Source organism: Sporomusaceae bacterium ACPt, assembly GCA_041428575.1.
Taxonomy (GTDB): domain Bacteria; phylum Bacillota; class Negativicutes; order Sporomusales; family Sporomusaceae; genus Sporomusa_D; species Sporomusa_D carbonis.
Window position 1 is genome coordinate 777,849 of record CP155570.1, and the last position, 14,860, is coordinate 792,708.

Sequence of the window (14,860 nt, forward strand, 5' to 3'; positions counted from 1 at the left end):
ATGTCTAAAGAGGAGTCACTCGCCTTATTGCGAACCGGAACAATGCCGGAACGATATTTGCGAAACATGGGCACAGTGGGTATTGACGGTCAGATTAGACTGCTGAATGCCCGGGTCGCCGTCATTGGCGCCGGCGGTTTGGGCGGCCTGGTGATTGAACTGTTGACCCGCATGGGGGTGGGTTATATTAAAGTAATTGACGGTGATATTTTTGCCCCTCACAATCTCAATCGTCAGGTGCTGTCAAGTGAACATAACCTGGGCCAGGCCAAAGTGCTGGCTGCTGCCAAACGGGCAGCTGAGATTAACACTGACACTGAATTAGAAATTGTTAACGGCATGTTGACTAGAGCTAACGCCAATCGACTTATCGCCGGCTGCCAAGTAGTGATTGATGCATTGGACAGTATTGGTGACCGTCTCACTTTGGCCAAGGCGGCCCGCGAAAGCCGGCTGCCGTTGGTACATGCCGCCATTGCCGGGTTCACCGGCCAGGTAATGACAGTATTTCCCGAAGATAAAGGTATTGAAGCCGTTTACCGCGATGCCGGTGTCAATAAAGGCGTCGAGGTTTCTCTGGGCAATCCGGCGGCTACGCCGGCCATTGCGGCTGCATTGGAAGTGCAGGAAGCTGTGAAGATAATTACAGGTAAGGGTGAACCGCTGCGCAATAAGCTGTTATACTTTGATACTGAGTATAACACCTATGAAATACTGCAGTTATCATAGCTAAAAAAATCTAAAGTAAAAATGGGGGATTAACAAATGACACTACCGGAAAACTTACATTTTGATACTTTAGCGGTACACGCCGGACAACAACCTGATCCGGCAACCGGAGCGCGGGCTGTACCCATTTATCAGACTACGGCGTATAATTTCCGCGATGCCGATCATGCCGCCGACTTGTTTGGTTTAAAAGAAACAGGCAATATCTATACCCGTATTATGAATCCGACTACCGATGTGTTTGAGCAGCGTATTGCCGCTTTGGAAGGCGGTATAGGGGCGTTGGCCTTTGCTTCAGGGCATGCGGCCATCACTGCGGCCATTATTAATATTGCCCAGGCTGGGGACGAAATTGTCAGCTCATCCACTCTGTATGGCGGTACATACAACTTGTTTGCTTATACCTTGCCCCGCTTGGGAATTAAAGTTAAGTTTGTCGACCCCAGCCAACCTGAGAATTTTGCTGCCGCAATCACTCCTAATACCAAGGCGCTGTATGCTGAGATTATCGGCAATCCCAAAATTGATGTGTTAGATCTTGAGCGGGTGGCTGACATAGCTCATAGCCATGGTCTGCCGCTAATAATTGACAACACTTTTGCTACACCGTATTTGTGCCGTCCGCTGGACTTTGGTGCTGATATTGTTGTGCATTCGGCAACAAAATTCATTGGTGGTCATGGCACCTCCATGGGTGGGGTGGTTATTGACGGCGGCAAATTTGACTGGGGGAACGGCAAATTTCCCCTGCTGTCTGAACCTGATCCCAGCTATCATGACCTGAAGTATACCGAAGCGCTGGGCAAACTCGCTTATATTGTCAGACTGCGTGTGCAAGTGCTGCGGGATATCGGCGCTTGTCTAAGCCCGTTTAACAGCTTTATGTTTTTACAGGGACTGGAAACACTTCATCTCCGGATGGAACGGCACAGTCAAAATGCCTTGGCGGTAGCTAAATATCTTGAGAACCACGAACGGGTGTCTTGGGTGAGCTATCCCGGTCTGGAAAGCCATGCTGACAATCAACTGGCCAGGAAATATTTAGCCAAAGGTGCGGGAGCAATACTGACTTTTGGCATTAAAGGCGGCCTGGAAGCCGGTCGTAAGTTCATCAATTCGCTCCGCCTGTTCTCGCTTTTAGCCAATGTCGGCGATGCCAAATCGTTGGTTATCCACTCGGCCAGTACCACTCATTCCCAACTAACCTCGCAGCAGCGGGCCAGCGCCGGGGTATCTGACGACATGGTGCGTCTGTCTATAGGCATCGAAGACGTTGCCGACATTATTAACGATTTGGCGCAAGCGCTTGAGGCCACCAAGTGATAACATATTATATAGCAGGAAATTGATGTTGCCAAAGCGAAGATAAATATATATGGCAGCCAATGAGAAAGGATTGGAGATATTGCGGGTTGAAGATATATGTACAGTATTTTGGCGGGACTGGGTGGTATTGAATCGGCGTCTGGCCAAATTTATTTTATCCAGGATGATCAGCCCGGTGTTATATCTGGTAGCATTTGGCTGGGGACTGGGGCGGGGGATTTCGGTAAACGGAGGCAGCTATCTTGATTTTATTCTGCCTGGCATTATGGCGCTTAACGCTATGAATATCAGTTTTAGTGCTGTCGGCTCACCGCTTAATATGAGCCGCTTGTACCACAAAACATTGGAAGAGTATCTCATAGCTCCGGTCAGTCCGGTGTCTTTTGTTACCGGCAAAGTATTAGCCGGAGCGCTTAGAGGCCTTATCTCCTGTACGGTAATTTTTGTGCTGGCCTACCTATTTGGCGCAAGGCTTACCGTCAGCGTCTGGTTTCTCCTGACGCTTGCGCTAACTTGCCTGCTTTTTGCCGCTATGGGGCTGGTGGCGGCCATGCTGATAAATTCTCATGAAGATATGGCTAACTTTAGTACCTATGTGTTGTTACCCATGTCGTTTTTGTGTGCCACATTTTTTGCGACCGACCGCCTGCCGCTTGCCCTTCGCTGGTTTATTGACTTGTTGCCGTTAACTCATGCCACTTACGCGCTCCGGGCTATTGGCGGCGGCGCCGATACTCCCTGGCTGTCGGTCAGTGTTTTAACCTTGTATACGGCTGGGCTGCTGGCCACTGGTGTGTGGACCATGATTAGGGTTAGGGATTAAGTTGTAAGAGAGAAAGCGGACGAAAAAACGGGTAGACTGCATTCTGCATGCAATTCTACCCGTTTTTACATTACAGCGTTAATACTACCTTTCCCAGTACATGACTTAACGGGACAGGGCCGATATAGCGGCTGTCGCTTGAATTGTTACGGTTGTCGCCCATTACATATACATAGTTGTCAGGTACCACCACTTTTGTCGGAGCGGCAGCCTGCATGGCTTCTTTAATATAAGGCTCAGCCAGCAGCGAACCATTCCGGTATACCTGTCCGTCCTTAATCTCAATTACATCACCGGGTTTGCCGATAACCCGTTTAATCCAAATATGGCGATCAGCCTCGGTAAGTTTGGCGACACTAAGGTAAGTCAATACCGGGTCGCTGATGTCATCCTTTACGCTCCGGTCCCGGAATACCCTGCTGTCGATAATGACAATATCACCATACTCAGGCGGGGTGGTAAAGGTATGAGACAGCTTGGATACGAAGACATAGTCGTTATTGTGAAGATTAGGTTCCATCGAACTGCCTACTACCCGGGTGGGCTGAAAGACAAAAGCATTAATGAGAATGGCCAGCGATAGCGCTACCGCCAGGCTGTATATCCAGTCGGCAACTTCTTTTACTATTTTCATTGGTTAGATACCCCCTAACATGAAAATTCTATCAGATAGAACTAATAACGGCAAGGATTATTAACATATTAATTTATGGAATTACTGGTAAGTGCATATGCTAAACCTGCGAGGTGAGTTGATGACTAATAAACTGCCGAGAGTTGTTATTATTGGCGCAGGTTTCGGCGGCCTGTGGGCGGCCCGGGCTTTGTCCGGAGCTCCGGTCGAGGTTATACTGATTGATCAGCATAACTATCATCTGTTTCAGCCGCTTTTGTATCAGGTAGCTACAGCCGGTCTGGCACCTGAAGATATCGTGTATCCGGTACGTACCATACTCCGGAGGCAAGCCAATGTAAAATTCAAAATGGCTGAAGTGACTGAGGCTGATTTGGCTTTACGACGCCTGATAACCACAGCCGGAATAATCGACTATGATTATCTTATTGTGGCCACCGGCGGTGTCACTAACTTTTTTGGCATGGAATCTGTAGCAAAACATGGTTTTGGCCTGAAAAACATTGATGATGTGCTGGCGGTCCGTAATCATATTCTGCGTCTGTTTGAACTTGCTGCCCAGGAAGAAGACCCCGCAGTACGGCGCGCCCTGCTGACATTTATTGTTGTCGGCGGCGGTCCGACGGGGGTGGAGAGTGCCGGGGCGCTGGCCGAGCTTGTTTATTTGGTTATGCCGAAAGATTATCCTGACCTTGATTATGATGAGGCCCGGATTATTCTTATGGAAGCCTCTAATCGCTTGCTTGCCGGTCTGCCAGTTGAGTTAGGTGTGGTTACGGCTGAGACTCTTGCTCGTAAACGGGTGGAGGTGCGGTTCGGCAATCCGGTGGCCGACTTTGACGGCGAAACAGTCACACTAAAAGATGGTGAAACCATTCAGGCCCATACCCTGATTTGGGCCGCCGGTATCCGTGCCGCCCGTTTAGCTGATAAACTTGGTGTTAAGCAGGCCGGCATGGGACGGTTGGTAGTCAAGCCGACACTGCAACTGCCTAAACATCCCGAAGTCATGGTTATTGGCGATGCTGCCTATCTTGAATCAGAAAGCGAGCCGCTCCCCATGGTGGCGCCGGTGGCTACCCAGCAGGCCCGGACAGCGGCCGATAACATTCGCCGGCTGATAGGCGGCCAAGCTCCCCAAGAGTTTGTTTATAAAAATCCGGGAGTGTTGGCGACAATCGGCCGCAATGCTGCCGTCGCCCATATAGGCAAATGGCAGTTTAAAGGTTTTATTGCCTGGGTGCTGTGGCTGGTTATCCATATTGTCCGGCTGATTGGCTTCCGCAACCGCATTACCGTACTTATTAACTGGGCGTGGGATTACTTTTTTTACGAGCGGGCTGTACGGGTAATCATGCTCAGGCCAGCCAAAAAGCTTAACAAGGAATCATAATAAAATTCCCCGAATCGTATCAAACTAACACTGATACTACTAGGGGAGGTTACAAGCAAATGGCTACATTAATCAAAAGCGAGGATACCACTAGTCGCGGTGATGTTGAATCAGTTCCTAATAAAGGTGATGCCAGCAGTACTAATAATCCGGACGAGCATTTTGACATCCATAAAAACGCCAAGAAATATTATGACATTGAAAAGGTTTCCGGTCCCATGACTGAAGTGCACAAATGGCAGCGCGAGCACATAAAAGTTCACGACCAGGGCAAAGAAGGCTTTCCGTTAAATGTAATTATTGACCCGGCTATGCGGGAAATGTACCAACATGTACACGCCCAGGGCTTAACCAACGTTTTTGACCGGTTTGAACAACAGGAAAAAATCCGGTGTCACTTCTGCTCATCCGGCCTTTCCTGTCAACTGTGCGCCAACGGCCCTTGCCGTATCAGCCCCAAAGCGCCGCGTGGCAATTGCGGTGTTGACGCCCATGTCATGGTAGCCAGAAACTTTGTCTATCGCCATGTTACCATTGGTACGGCGGCTAATATTTTCCACGCTCAACAGGCGGCCCGTACCTTGAAAGCCGCTGCCCAAAATCCTGACAGCGGTCTCAAGATCCGTGATAAGGAAAAACTGTTTAAGTATGCCGAGATGGCTGGGTTAAACAGCCGTGAGGATGCTAATAAGGTGGCTGTCAACTTTGCTAACTGGGTGCTGGAAGACATGGGCAAACCCTATTGGGAAGAGTCGGCTATGGTTAAAGCCTTTGCGCCGCCCAAACGCCAGGAGCTGTGGCGGAAAATGAACCTATTGCCCGGCGGCGGTTTTAGCGAAGTCGGTTTTGCCCAAACCAAGTGCATGACCAACCTCAATGCTGACCCTGTCGACTTTCTGCTGACATCTGTCCGGCTGGGCGTAATTAACGAATATCAAGGTCTATTTGCCCTCGACATTTTGCAGGAAATCCTTATGGGCACCCAAAAAATCCGTACGGCCAGGCAGAATATGGGCTTACTTAAAAAAGATATGGTTAATATTATTACCAATGGTCATATGCCGCTCATGGCCCATGTTGTAGTTGAATTGGCATCTACGCCTGAATGGCAGGAAAAAGCTAAGAAAGCCGGGGCGAGCGGCCTGCAGGTGCTGGGCCATGTGTGCGAGGGACAGCAACTGTTAAATTACAAAGAGACCGGGGAAATGAGCGCCTATGCCGGTCAGGAAGGCGAGTGGCTGTCGGAAGAATATCTCTTGGCTACCGGTGCTGTTGATCTCTTTATGTTTGACTATAACTGCACCATTCCCACTCTGCCCTTGTATGCCGCGCGGTTTGGAACAACTATGGTAAGCACCCATGAAGTAATCCGGATGCCTGGTACTGAAACTGTTGAATTTAAGCCGGAAGAAATGAAAAAACAGGCGGAAAAAATTCTCGACATGGCGATCGCGGCCTTTGCCAAACGCAAAGCTGAAAACCGCGAAGTATATATTCCGCCTCATGTGTCTGAAGGTTGTATGATCGGGTTTAGTACCGAATCAGTCAAACAAGTTTTGGGTGGTTCGTGGAAACCGCTGATTGACGCCATTGCCGCCGGCAAAGTCCGCGGTATTGCCACTGTAGTCGGCTGCACTACTGCCCGCTATGGTCAGGGAGGCAGCAATATCTTCCGCATTGCCAAAGGCCTGATTGAAAAGGATATTCTGGTATTGTCAGGTGGCTGCACATCGTCGGTTATGGAGTATACCGGGTTGACAAATCTACAGGTTGCCGAAGAATGCGGTCCCGGGCTCAAAGAAGTTTGCAAGGCCCTTGGCATTCCGCCGGTCTTGTCTTACGGTGCATGTGTCGACATCGGCAAAATGACTCAGACTGCCAAGGAAATCGCCGATGCCCTGGATGTTGACACCAACAAACTGCCGCTGGTTATCGGTGCGCCCGAATACCTTGAACAAAAAGCCGTGGCTGATGCTTGCACCGCGATTGCCTTAGGCTGGCTGGTGCATGTTGCGCCTGTACCCTCGGTAACCGGCAGTGATGTTGTTGTTAAGACATTGACCGAAACTACCGAGACTCTGGGTTTAGGTAAACTTACCGTTGAGACCAGTGCTGACAAGACGGTTCAAATCTATGTTGACCATATTGAGAAAAAACGTAAAGAATTAGGCTTGAACTAACAATAATGAAGGGCCGCAAGTGCGGCCCTTCATTATTGTTATATACGGGATAGAAGGGGATAAAGTTCAGCTTCTTCCTTGCCGATACGTTCGTTAACAGCTTTGACAATTTGGTTGAGTTCAGCTAAAAAGGCCGGAGCATTACCACTGATTTTACTTGAACTCAAATACCGGGTTTTGAAGTCGCTGAATACTTTAGCCAGACCTCCCATTGTGAGGCAGGTCACAGATAATGGAAATAATTATGAAAAATAGTCGATTAGCAACATAATATAAGCTATAATAATAAATGTTAATAATTTTTTACCATGAATGTGTCCACAATGTGAGGAATGACGATAAGGAGGCCTACAATGCAGTCCCAAGAACAAAAAACTAACATAAATACTGTTTTAGAGGCGTTTAGCCTGCTAGCGCCGTATTTGCAGGAATTATTTGAAGATGATGTTACGTTGTCGGTAACTGACAAGGAAAGATATTTAAAGATAATACATAGTCCCGGTATCCGGGTAAACGTCAAGGATGGTGATACTCTGCCGGACGGCTCGGCTTCCAATAAGGCCATTATGCAGGGTAAAACCATCTCTATGATTATTCCTAAAGAAGTAGTGGGTATAGATGTTAGGTCCATAGATGTTCCTGTTAAAGACGAGACAGGGAGTATTATTGGTACCATCGGTATTGCCAAGAGTCTTAACCGGCAGCGTGAAGTCTATAACTTGGCCAATAATCTGTCAGCCTCATTGCGGCAGATAACTGACGGTATCGGTCAGGTGGCTGCCGGTGTTAATGATTTGGTGAGCTCTAACAAAGAATTACTTCAGTTTACTGACGAGGCCAAAAACGATACCAAAAATACTGATGAAGTTATAACCTTTATTAAAAATGTGGCCGGTCAAACCAACCTGCTCGGATTGAATGCTGCTATCGAGGCGGCCCGTGCCGGGGAATTGGGACGTGGCTTTGGCGTAGTGGCTGAAGAAATTAGAAAGCTGTCAAATTCCAGCAATGAGAGTATCAGTCAGATCAATGCTATTTTGCAGCGCATTCAAACCCAGGTTACCCGCATTGCTCAGGGAATTAATAAAGCTAATTCTGTCATCGAGGAACAAGCGACAGCCATCCAGGAGATAACAGCGTCCATCGAGGAACTTAACGCAACTGCCAATACTCTCGAGGATCTGGCGGATAAACTGTAATATTTCAGGGTGATAAAAAGTCATTCCCTTTTGCGCTTATTGCTGTGGGTCACCCGGCGCAAGAACTGCCATGTCGCTCCGCTTTTACCTTGACAGCGGGGCAGGAGATTGCCACGCTACGGTGCCGTAATGCCTAACTAAGCACGATTCAATGACTTACTGCTTCGAATATGGTCTCATAGACAACGGTGCTCGCAATGACCGGAAAGAATACTGTTCCTCTATCGTCATTGCGAACGTAGTGAAGCAATCTTCCTTTTCATTGTTGTTGGTGTACCTGAAGAGCGCATGGTTTATCTCGCAATGACAGTAAAACCAAGGGGTCATCGCGGGCGAAACGTGGCGATCTTTCTCGTTAAGCTACTTTGTCAACAAACTGGGGCCGTCCAGATTATGGACGGCCTTTAGTTGTGCCAGTATATTTCCGATTATTCGATAGTATGATAAAATCCATATGTAAGCTATTTGACTTAATGTAACTAATTCTATGGAGGAATATATGAGTGATAAAATGAATCAGTATTTCTGGGTAGCTGTTGGCTGTCTGGTTTGCAGTCTATCCATCAACGCCTTCCTGGTGCCGCATCATCTTCTGAGCGGAGGAGTTTCCGGTATTGCGATTATTTTGTATTTTTTGTTTGGCCTGCCAATAGGCGTTTTAACTTTTGCCATGAACATCCCGTTGCTCTATGCCGCTTACCGGCTGCTAGGCAAAAATTACACGATCGGTACTATTTATGGTGCAATTTTGTTCTCTGTTGCGGTAGATGCCACCAGTTTTGTTTCAGGGTTTAACCTTATTGATGATCCGTTGATTTCAGCCATCACGGGCGGCGTAATCTCGGGAATCGGCAGCGGGCTGATTTTTCGCGTTAATGGCAGCGCGGGCGGTTTGGACATTATTGCCGGCATTATCAAAAAATATTACTCGCTTAATGTTGGTTTCGTAGGATTTGCTGTTAACTGTGTAATTATGCTGATTTCCGCAACATTGTTTGGACTCAAGCTGGCCATGCTGACCCTTATCTCCATGTTTATCGGTGCTAATCTTACCGATAAAGTAGTGGAAGGATTTAACCGCAAGAAGACGGTATTTATCGTTTCGTATAATACCGATAATATTGTTGAAGCCATCTTAAAAGAAGTCGGACGGGGTGTAACCATCCTGCACGGACAGGGGGCATTTACCCGCCAAAATAAGCAAGTACTGTTTGTTGTCGTCAGTCTTACCCAAATTGCCAAGATCAAAATGCTTGTTCACGCTGCTGACCCTAATGCGTTTATGATTGTTCAGGATGCGGCTGAAGTTATGGGACGGGGTTTTACGCTGCCAGGGACAAAACAGGTGTAGAATGGCTTTACCGCAAGTTAAATCACCAGTTTACGCTAATTGCGCAAACTGGGCAATGATTATGGTATAATTTACATGATGGCTTAACAAGGAGGTATTTTTATGGATTTTGATTTTATTTATAAGCGCCACAGTGTCCGCCAATTCAAAGATGATCCTGTGCCGGAACAGGTTATTAGAGACCTTGTCAAAGCGGCAACTTATGCCCCCTCAGGAAAAAATCAGCAAAACTGGCATTTTGTCGTAGTAACTGATAAGAATAAGATTGCTGAAATTGCCCGTATTGTGGAAACAAAAAATGCCAAGCTGAGCACTTATCTGACTGATGAGGCCAAAATCAAGGCATTTAAGGGGTCGGTTGGCTACCATACCGTTTTTAAAGCCGCTCCTTGTCTTGTACTTGTTTACGCCGGGCCTTATGACACAATCGCTGACATGCTGCTGGAAGCTGGTATTATGCCGCCCGATGAGGCTATTAAATATGCCAAACCCAATCCCGGTATTCAGAATATCGCCGCTGCTTTGGAGAATCTGCAATTGGCGGCTGCCAGCCTGGGTTACGGTACCTGCTGGATGACAGGACCGACATACGCGGCTCAAGAAATTTCCGAATACCTTGGCTTTAATAAACAAGGCTATTATTTGGCTGCCATGACGCCGCTTGGCGTTCCTGCAACTGACAAGTTATCATCGCCGCCGCGTAAACCGGTGGACGATGTGCTGACTTTTATATGATTGGCCAGCAGGATAATCACACTGGTGAAATCTAGGCATAAAAATAATCCGGGCGTCCCGGATTATTTTTTATGCCGAATATTATTAATGAATTATACAATTTTTTCGCCGTGATAGCGTTCGCCGTCAGCATCAGGCAGCAGAGCATAGCGTTCGGTCCAGAGGGATTTATACTTTACTGCCTGAGCGTGAATACTCTCCCAGTCTTCAGGAATTTGTTTGATGACCTTTCCGGGAATGCCGACAACGAGCGAGTGAGGAGGGATAATCTGTCCTTCTCTTACAAGCGCGCCGGCAGCGATGATACTTCCACGGCCCACTACCGCCTTGTTTAAAATGATGGCTCCCATGCCGATCAGGCAATTATCCTCAATGGTGGCGCCATGGACAATGCAGTTGTGACCGACTGTAACGAAGTCGCCGATAATGGTCGGACAGTCATCGGCAACATGAAGGACGCTGTTATCCTGAATATTGGAGTAACGTCCAATCTCAATTCTGTTAACATCACCTCGGGCAACTGAATTAAACCATATGCTGCTGAACTCTTTCATGGTTACTTTGCCGATAACTTTTGCTCCGTCGGCGACGAAAGTTTTGGCGTCTCTAGTAGGTTCAATGCCTTCAAATTTCATAAATAGTATCCTCCTTGATGAAATATTTTATTTTTTGGGCTGCTACTAATATTTAGAATATCATGTTATCATATTAATAAATCAGAATGTGACACAAATGGCGATCATAATCCTAATGACTATTATCTTTTTCACAGTAATGAAGCAGATTGTATTCCGGAAGTCCTGCAAAAAATGCATCATCTGATAAATGAGACTTATTAAAACAATAATCCCGTGTGGAGTAATATCTGCGCGGGATTTGTTTATTGAATGCCAACCAGGGGAATGGAAAACCCCCTAAAGCGGGATACGGGTTATCCGCAATGCTTAGGAGGTCTTTCTTCATCCGGTTATGAGATTCTTGCTTTAATGAGCTCCCTGCCGGCAATGAGCATATTAATACCTAGTTCTTCCGGGGACAAACCAAGAGCCAGACCAACTAACTGGGCCAAATGCAGCACCGGCATCTCTTGTTTGCAGCCCACTGCTGTTTGCCCTTCAGTTTGATTCATGTCCAGCGACATTTGGCAGAGGGGGCATGGGGTGACGATGCAATCGGCGCCGGCTTCAGCGGCGCTTTGGTTTGTTTCGCCGGTGATGCGGATAACGTCCGGTTCGGCAGTATAGGTGGCATGGAAGCCGCAGCACTTGAGTTTTGCGGCAAAATCAACAGGTTTAGCGCCAATGGCGCGAATGAGGTTTTCCAGCGACTGCGGATTAGCGTGATCTTCAAAATCCATTACTGCAGGAGGACGAAGGATATGGCAACCATAGTAGCCGGCAACTTTGAGCCCTATTAATGGACGTTTAATCAGCCCTTGTAATTTGTTTAGGCCGTAGTCACGGATGAGAACCCATAATAAATGAGTAATTTCGCTAGTACCTTCGTACTTAATGCCGGCTTTGGCAAGAATACCGTTTACTTGATCCTTCTGGCCATTGTCGAGCTTGGTTTTGGCCTTGCGCAGCATCAGGGTACAGGTATTACAGACGGTAAGGAGCGGCAGGCCCATTTGTTCGGCAAGGGCGATATTACGGGCATTAATGGCCGTTGCCGCCAAGTCGTTTACGTCCTGCACGTGAGAAGCACCGCAGCAGGTCCAGCCGGGAATCTCAACCAGTTCGATACCCAGTGCTTTAGCAACCGCCGTTGTAGCAATATAGTTTTCTTTGGCAGCTCCCTCTAGAACACAGCCGGGAAAAAAGGCATATCTCATTATTTTTCACTCTCCCTTACTGCTTTGAGGATAGCCTGAATTTGCTCATGCCCTTTAACTTTACCGGGAAAATGGAAGGGATTGAGTTTGCCGCGACGGAGCAGGCGAAGGGCCATCGGGAACTTGGCTATCGAGCTAATGAGGCCAATCGTCCTTACCTGTAATTTGGCTTCATTGAGACGTCCTGTATCTTCAATATCTTTAACAAACGATAGTGCATGCCGTGCTCCGGGATTACCGGTATAGCCCATTTTGATGGAAAGTTGACGCAAACGGGCAATATCTTCGCCAGGAGCCAAGCCTTTGGGACACTTTGTGATACATTCGGCACAATGCATACATTTCCACAGTCCTTTGTCCTGGATGGCCTGTATGCGCTCAGCAGCCGACTTGTCCCGGGTGTCGGCGACAAATTTCCAAACTTTAGAGTAGGTAAACGGTTCGAGAAAGTCTTGGTCATTAGCACTGAGTTTAGAACATTCGGAAGCGCAGGAACCACAAAGAATACAAGCTGCCTGTGTATTGATCTTCTTAAAGTCGGCAGCGGTTTGACGGCAGCCTTTGCGGGCGTCGAATTCGTCCCGCGGTTGAAGCCAGGTTTTGGCTTCAGCCAGGCGTGCCGCTTGGGGTTCCCAGTCAACAACAAGATCGCGAATGACTTTGAAGTTTTGGATCGGGGCAATAGTAAGCGTGTCGCCAAAGCGTTCCAGAATGGCGTCAAGCGGTGTTTCACAGGCTAATACGGCTTGACCGTTAACACGAACGGCACAGGCCCCGCATACTGCTGACCGGCATGCGGCTGTAAAGGCCAGTGTAGGGTCAAGCGAGTCCTTAATTGTGATCAGGCCCCAGAGAATGGTCTTGCCGGGTTGATAGGGAAAGGAATATTCCTGCACGAAGTTGTTTACTCCGTCGAACCGCTCAATTTTATATGTTATCTTGCGCATCAATATTTCCTTTCTGCCGGCTGATATTTGGTTATTACTACCGGCCGGTAAGATATATTGTACGTTGAGCCTTGCTTGGACACGATTGTGTGTTTGAGGAATTGGGCGTCATCACGGTTGGGGAAATCGGCCCGGCAGTGGCTGCCCCGGCTCTCTTTTCTGTTAAGGGCGCCCAGGACCACGGCCTTGGCGACAGTGAGCATGCTGCCGAGTTCAATATAATTAACAAAAAGAGTATTGTAAATTTTGTTTTGGTCAGGCACCATGACGGTCTGGTATTCTTTTATCAGGCCGTCAACCACCTTAAGCGCTTCTTCCATATCGGCACCGGTGCGGAACACGCCAACATTATTCCACATGATCTCGGCCAGCCGGTCACGGATGGAAACAACACTGGCGCCGGTTTTACGGGTGGTGACAGCCTGGAATTTTTCTTCCCACGCCCGGGCAGCTTGTCCTACAAGACCTTCACTGAAGCCATGCCGCTGTTTGGCGCAATCAGCGGCGCCTTTGCCGGCAAACTTGCCAAAAGCCACAATATCTGCCAGCGAGTTACCCCCAAGACGGTTTGCTCCGTGGATGGATACGCAGCAGGCTTCCCCGGCGGCAAAAACACCCTCGACGGCAGTAGCACAGGTGCGGTAATCAATGATGTCGATACCGCCCATCACGTAGTGACAGCTCGGTCTGATGGGAATGGGTTCGTTAATGGGATCTACCTGTTCAAAGGTTATGGCCAGGTCGCGAATTTGGGGCAGGCGCTCAAGGATCTTTTCCCGTCCCAAATGGCGAAGATCAAGTTGGACGTAGGCGCTTAGGCCTTCGCCAAAACCGCGCCCTTCTTTAATTTCAGTCTCGATAGCCTGGGAGACAAGGTCACGGGTGGCAAGTTCCATCTTTTCCGGCGCGTAGCGGGCCATGAACCGCTCACCTTTATTATTAAGGAGGTAACCGCCTTCCCCACGGGAAGCTTCGGACATAAGAATACCGGTACCAGCCAAACCGGTGGGGTGGAACTGAACAAATTCAGGGTCTTTCAGCGGGATGCCGGCATCAAAACAGGCAGCTATCCCGTCGCCGGTAGAGGTAAACGGGTTGGTGGTGCGGAGCCAGTATATGCGGCCGGCGCCGCCTGTGGCGATAACAATGGCTTTAGTGGCGATGGGAACAATACGGCCGCCTTTTAGGTCATAGGCAACAATACCGCATAGTTTTCCCTGGTCGGCAACAACTTGCAGCAGGTACCATTCAGCCAATACCTTGACACCATGTTTGAGGCACTGCTCATAAAGCGTATGGAGAATGACATGACCGGTCACGTCAGCCGAAAAACAAGTCCGGGGCGAGGAAGCGCCGCCAAAGTTGCGCTGAGCGATACGGCCTTCTCCGTCCCGGGAGAACGGGACGCCAAAATAGTCCAGCTCACGGATGGCGTCAGGCATTTGACTGACAAAGTGTTCAATAGCATCCTGGTCGCCCAGGTAGTCGCTGCCTTTTACAGTATCAAAAAAGTGTTTTTCTATGGAATCGGCAGGGTCGGCATTCTGCAAAGCGCCGTTGATACCGCCTTGGGCGCAGCCGGTGGCCGAACGGGTGGGAAACATTTTGGTCATTAGACCGACCGACAGGCCTTCCTGACGAACAGCCTCCAAGGCAGCCCGCATGCCGGCGCCGCCGCTGCCGATAACAAGCACGTCGAAGTTAAGCAT

Annotated in this window: 14 protein-coding genes; 8 read left to right on the forward strand and 6 right to left on the reverse strand. The window is 48.5% G+C overall.

The window, feature by feature from the left end; genetic code table 11:
• Genes SCACP_RS03780 through SCACP_RS03790 form a run of 3 tightly spaced genes read left to right on the forward strand, consistent with a single transcriptional unit; the run spans position 1 to position 2,878 of the window.
• Positions 1 to 729 carry a HesA/MoeB/ThiF family protein gene (locus tag SCACP_RS03780; RefSeq protein ID WP_425060088.1) on the forward strand — a complete coding sequence of 243 codons (729 nt, stop codon included), beginning with the start codon at positions 1 to 3 and terminating at the stop codon, positions 727 to 729.
• A gap of 36 nt (positions 730 to 765) precedes the next feature.
• Positions 766 to 2,052 (forward strand): homocysteine synthase, encoded by a 1,287-nt coding sequence (locus SCACP_RS03785; protein WP_425060089.1) that lies wholly within the window; start codon positions 766 to 768, stop codon positions 2,050 to 2,052.
• Positions 2,053 to 2,104: 52 nt separating this feature from the next.
• Positions 2,105 to 2,878, forward strand: coding sequence for an ABC transporter permease (locus SCACP_RS03790; protein WP_425060090.1), 774 nt, complete (start codon positions 2,105 to 2,107; stop codon positions 2,876 to 2,878).
• A 70-nt stretch (positions 2,879 to 2,948) separates the two neighbouring features.
• On the opposite strand, the gene lepB is transcribed toward SCACP_RS03790, so the two are convergent.
• Positions 2,949 to 3,512: a signal peptidase I gene (gene lepB / locus SCACP_RS03795; protein WP_425060091.1), complete on the reverse strand. Its 564-nt coding sequence runs from the start codon at positions 3,510 to 3,512 to the stop codon at positions 2,949 to 2,951.
• 121 nt (positions 3,513 to 3,633) lie between these two features.
• On the opposite strand from lepB, the gene SCACP_RS03800 reads away from it, so the two are divergent.
• Positions 3,634 to 4,905, forward strand: a complete 1,272-nt coding sequence (locus tag SCACP_RS03800; protein WP_425060092.1) for an NAD(P)/FAD-dependent oxidoreductase — start codon at positions 3,634 to 3,636, stop codon at positions 4,903 to 4,905.
• Positions 4,906 to 4,964: 59 nt separating this feature from the next.
• On the forward strand, positions 4,965 to 7,085 hold the full coding sequence (gene cooS / locus SCACP_RS03805) for an anaerobic carbon-monoxide dehydrogenase catalytic subunit (protein WP_425060093.1): 2,121 nt from the start codon (positions 4,965 to 4,967) through the stop codon (positions 7,083 to 7,085).
• A 38-nt stretch (positions 7,086 to 7,123) separates the two neighbouring features.
• Here the strand turns inward: cooS and SCACP_RS03810 are convergent, their stop codons facing one another.
• Entirely contained in the window at positions 7,124 to 7,252 is a 129-nt protein-coding gene (locus SCACP_RS03810) for a hypothetical protein (protein ID WP_425060094.1), read from the reverse strand.
• Positions 7,253 to 7,438: 186 nt separating this feature from the next.
• Between SCACP_RS03810 and SCACP_RS03815 the strand changes: the two genes are divergently transcribed.
• The 3 genes from SCACP_RS03815 (at position 7,439) to SCACP_RS03825 (ending at position 10,370) form a co-directional block, all read left to right on the forward strand.
• Entirely contained in the window at positions 7,439 to 8,284 is an 846-nt protein-coding gene (locus tag SCACP_RS03815; RefSeq protein ID WP_425060095.1) for a methyl-accepting chemotaxis protein, read from the forward strand.
• 499 nt (positions 8,285 to 8,783) lie between these two features.
• Positions 8,784 to 9,635: a YitT family protein gene (locus tag SCACP_RS03820; RefSeq protein WP_425060096.1), complete on the forward strand. Its 852-nt coding sequence runs from the start codon at positions 8,784 to 8,786 to the stop codon at positions 9,633 to 9,635.
• 102 nt (positions 9,636 to 9,737) lie between these two features.
• Complete coding sequence (locus SCACP_RS03825) at positions 9,738 to 10,370, forward strand: nitroreductase family protein (protein WP_425060097.1); 633 nt, start codon at positions 9,738 to 9,740, stop codon at positions 10,368 to 10,370.
• Positions 10,371 to 10,462: 92 nt separating this feature from the next.
• Here SCACP_RS03825 and SCACP_RS03830 read toward each other — a convergent pair whose 3' ends face one another.
• From SCACP_RS03830 to SCACP_RS03845, 4 genes are all read right to left on the reverse strand, one after another.
• Positions 10,463 to 11,005: a gamma carbonic anhydrase family protein gene (locus SCACP_RS03830; protein ID WP_425060098.1), complete on the reverse strand. Its 543-nt coding sequence runs from the start codon at positions 11,003 to 11,005 to the stop codon at positions 10,463 to 10,465.
• Between the two features lie 332 nt (positions 11,006 to 11,337).
• A complete protein-coding gene (locus tag SCACP_RS03835) occupies positions 11,338 to 12,204 on the reverse strand; it encodes a CoB--CoM heterodisulfide reductase iron-sulfur subunit B family protein (protein WP_425060099.1) in 867 nt (288 codons plus the stop codon).
• Positions 12,204 to 13,151, reverse strand: coding sequence for a succinate dehydrogenase/fumarate reductase iron-sulfur subunit (locus SCACP_RS03840; RefSeq protein ID WP_425060100.1), 948 nt, complete (start codon positions 13,149 to 13,151; stop codon positions 12,204 to 12,206). The genes SCACP_RS03835 and SCACP_RS03840 overlap by 1 nt, the downstream gene beginning before the upstream one ends.
• A complete protein-coding gene (locus SCACP_RS03845) occupies positions 13,151 to 14,860 on the reverse strand; it encodes an FAD-binding protein (protein ID WP_425060101.1) in 1,710 nt (569 codons plus the stop codon). Before SCACP_RS03845 ends, SCACP_RS03840 begins: the two co-directional genes overlap by 1 nt.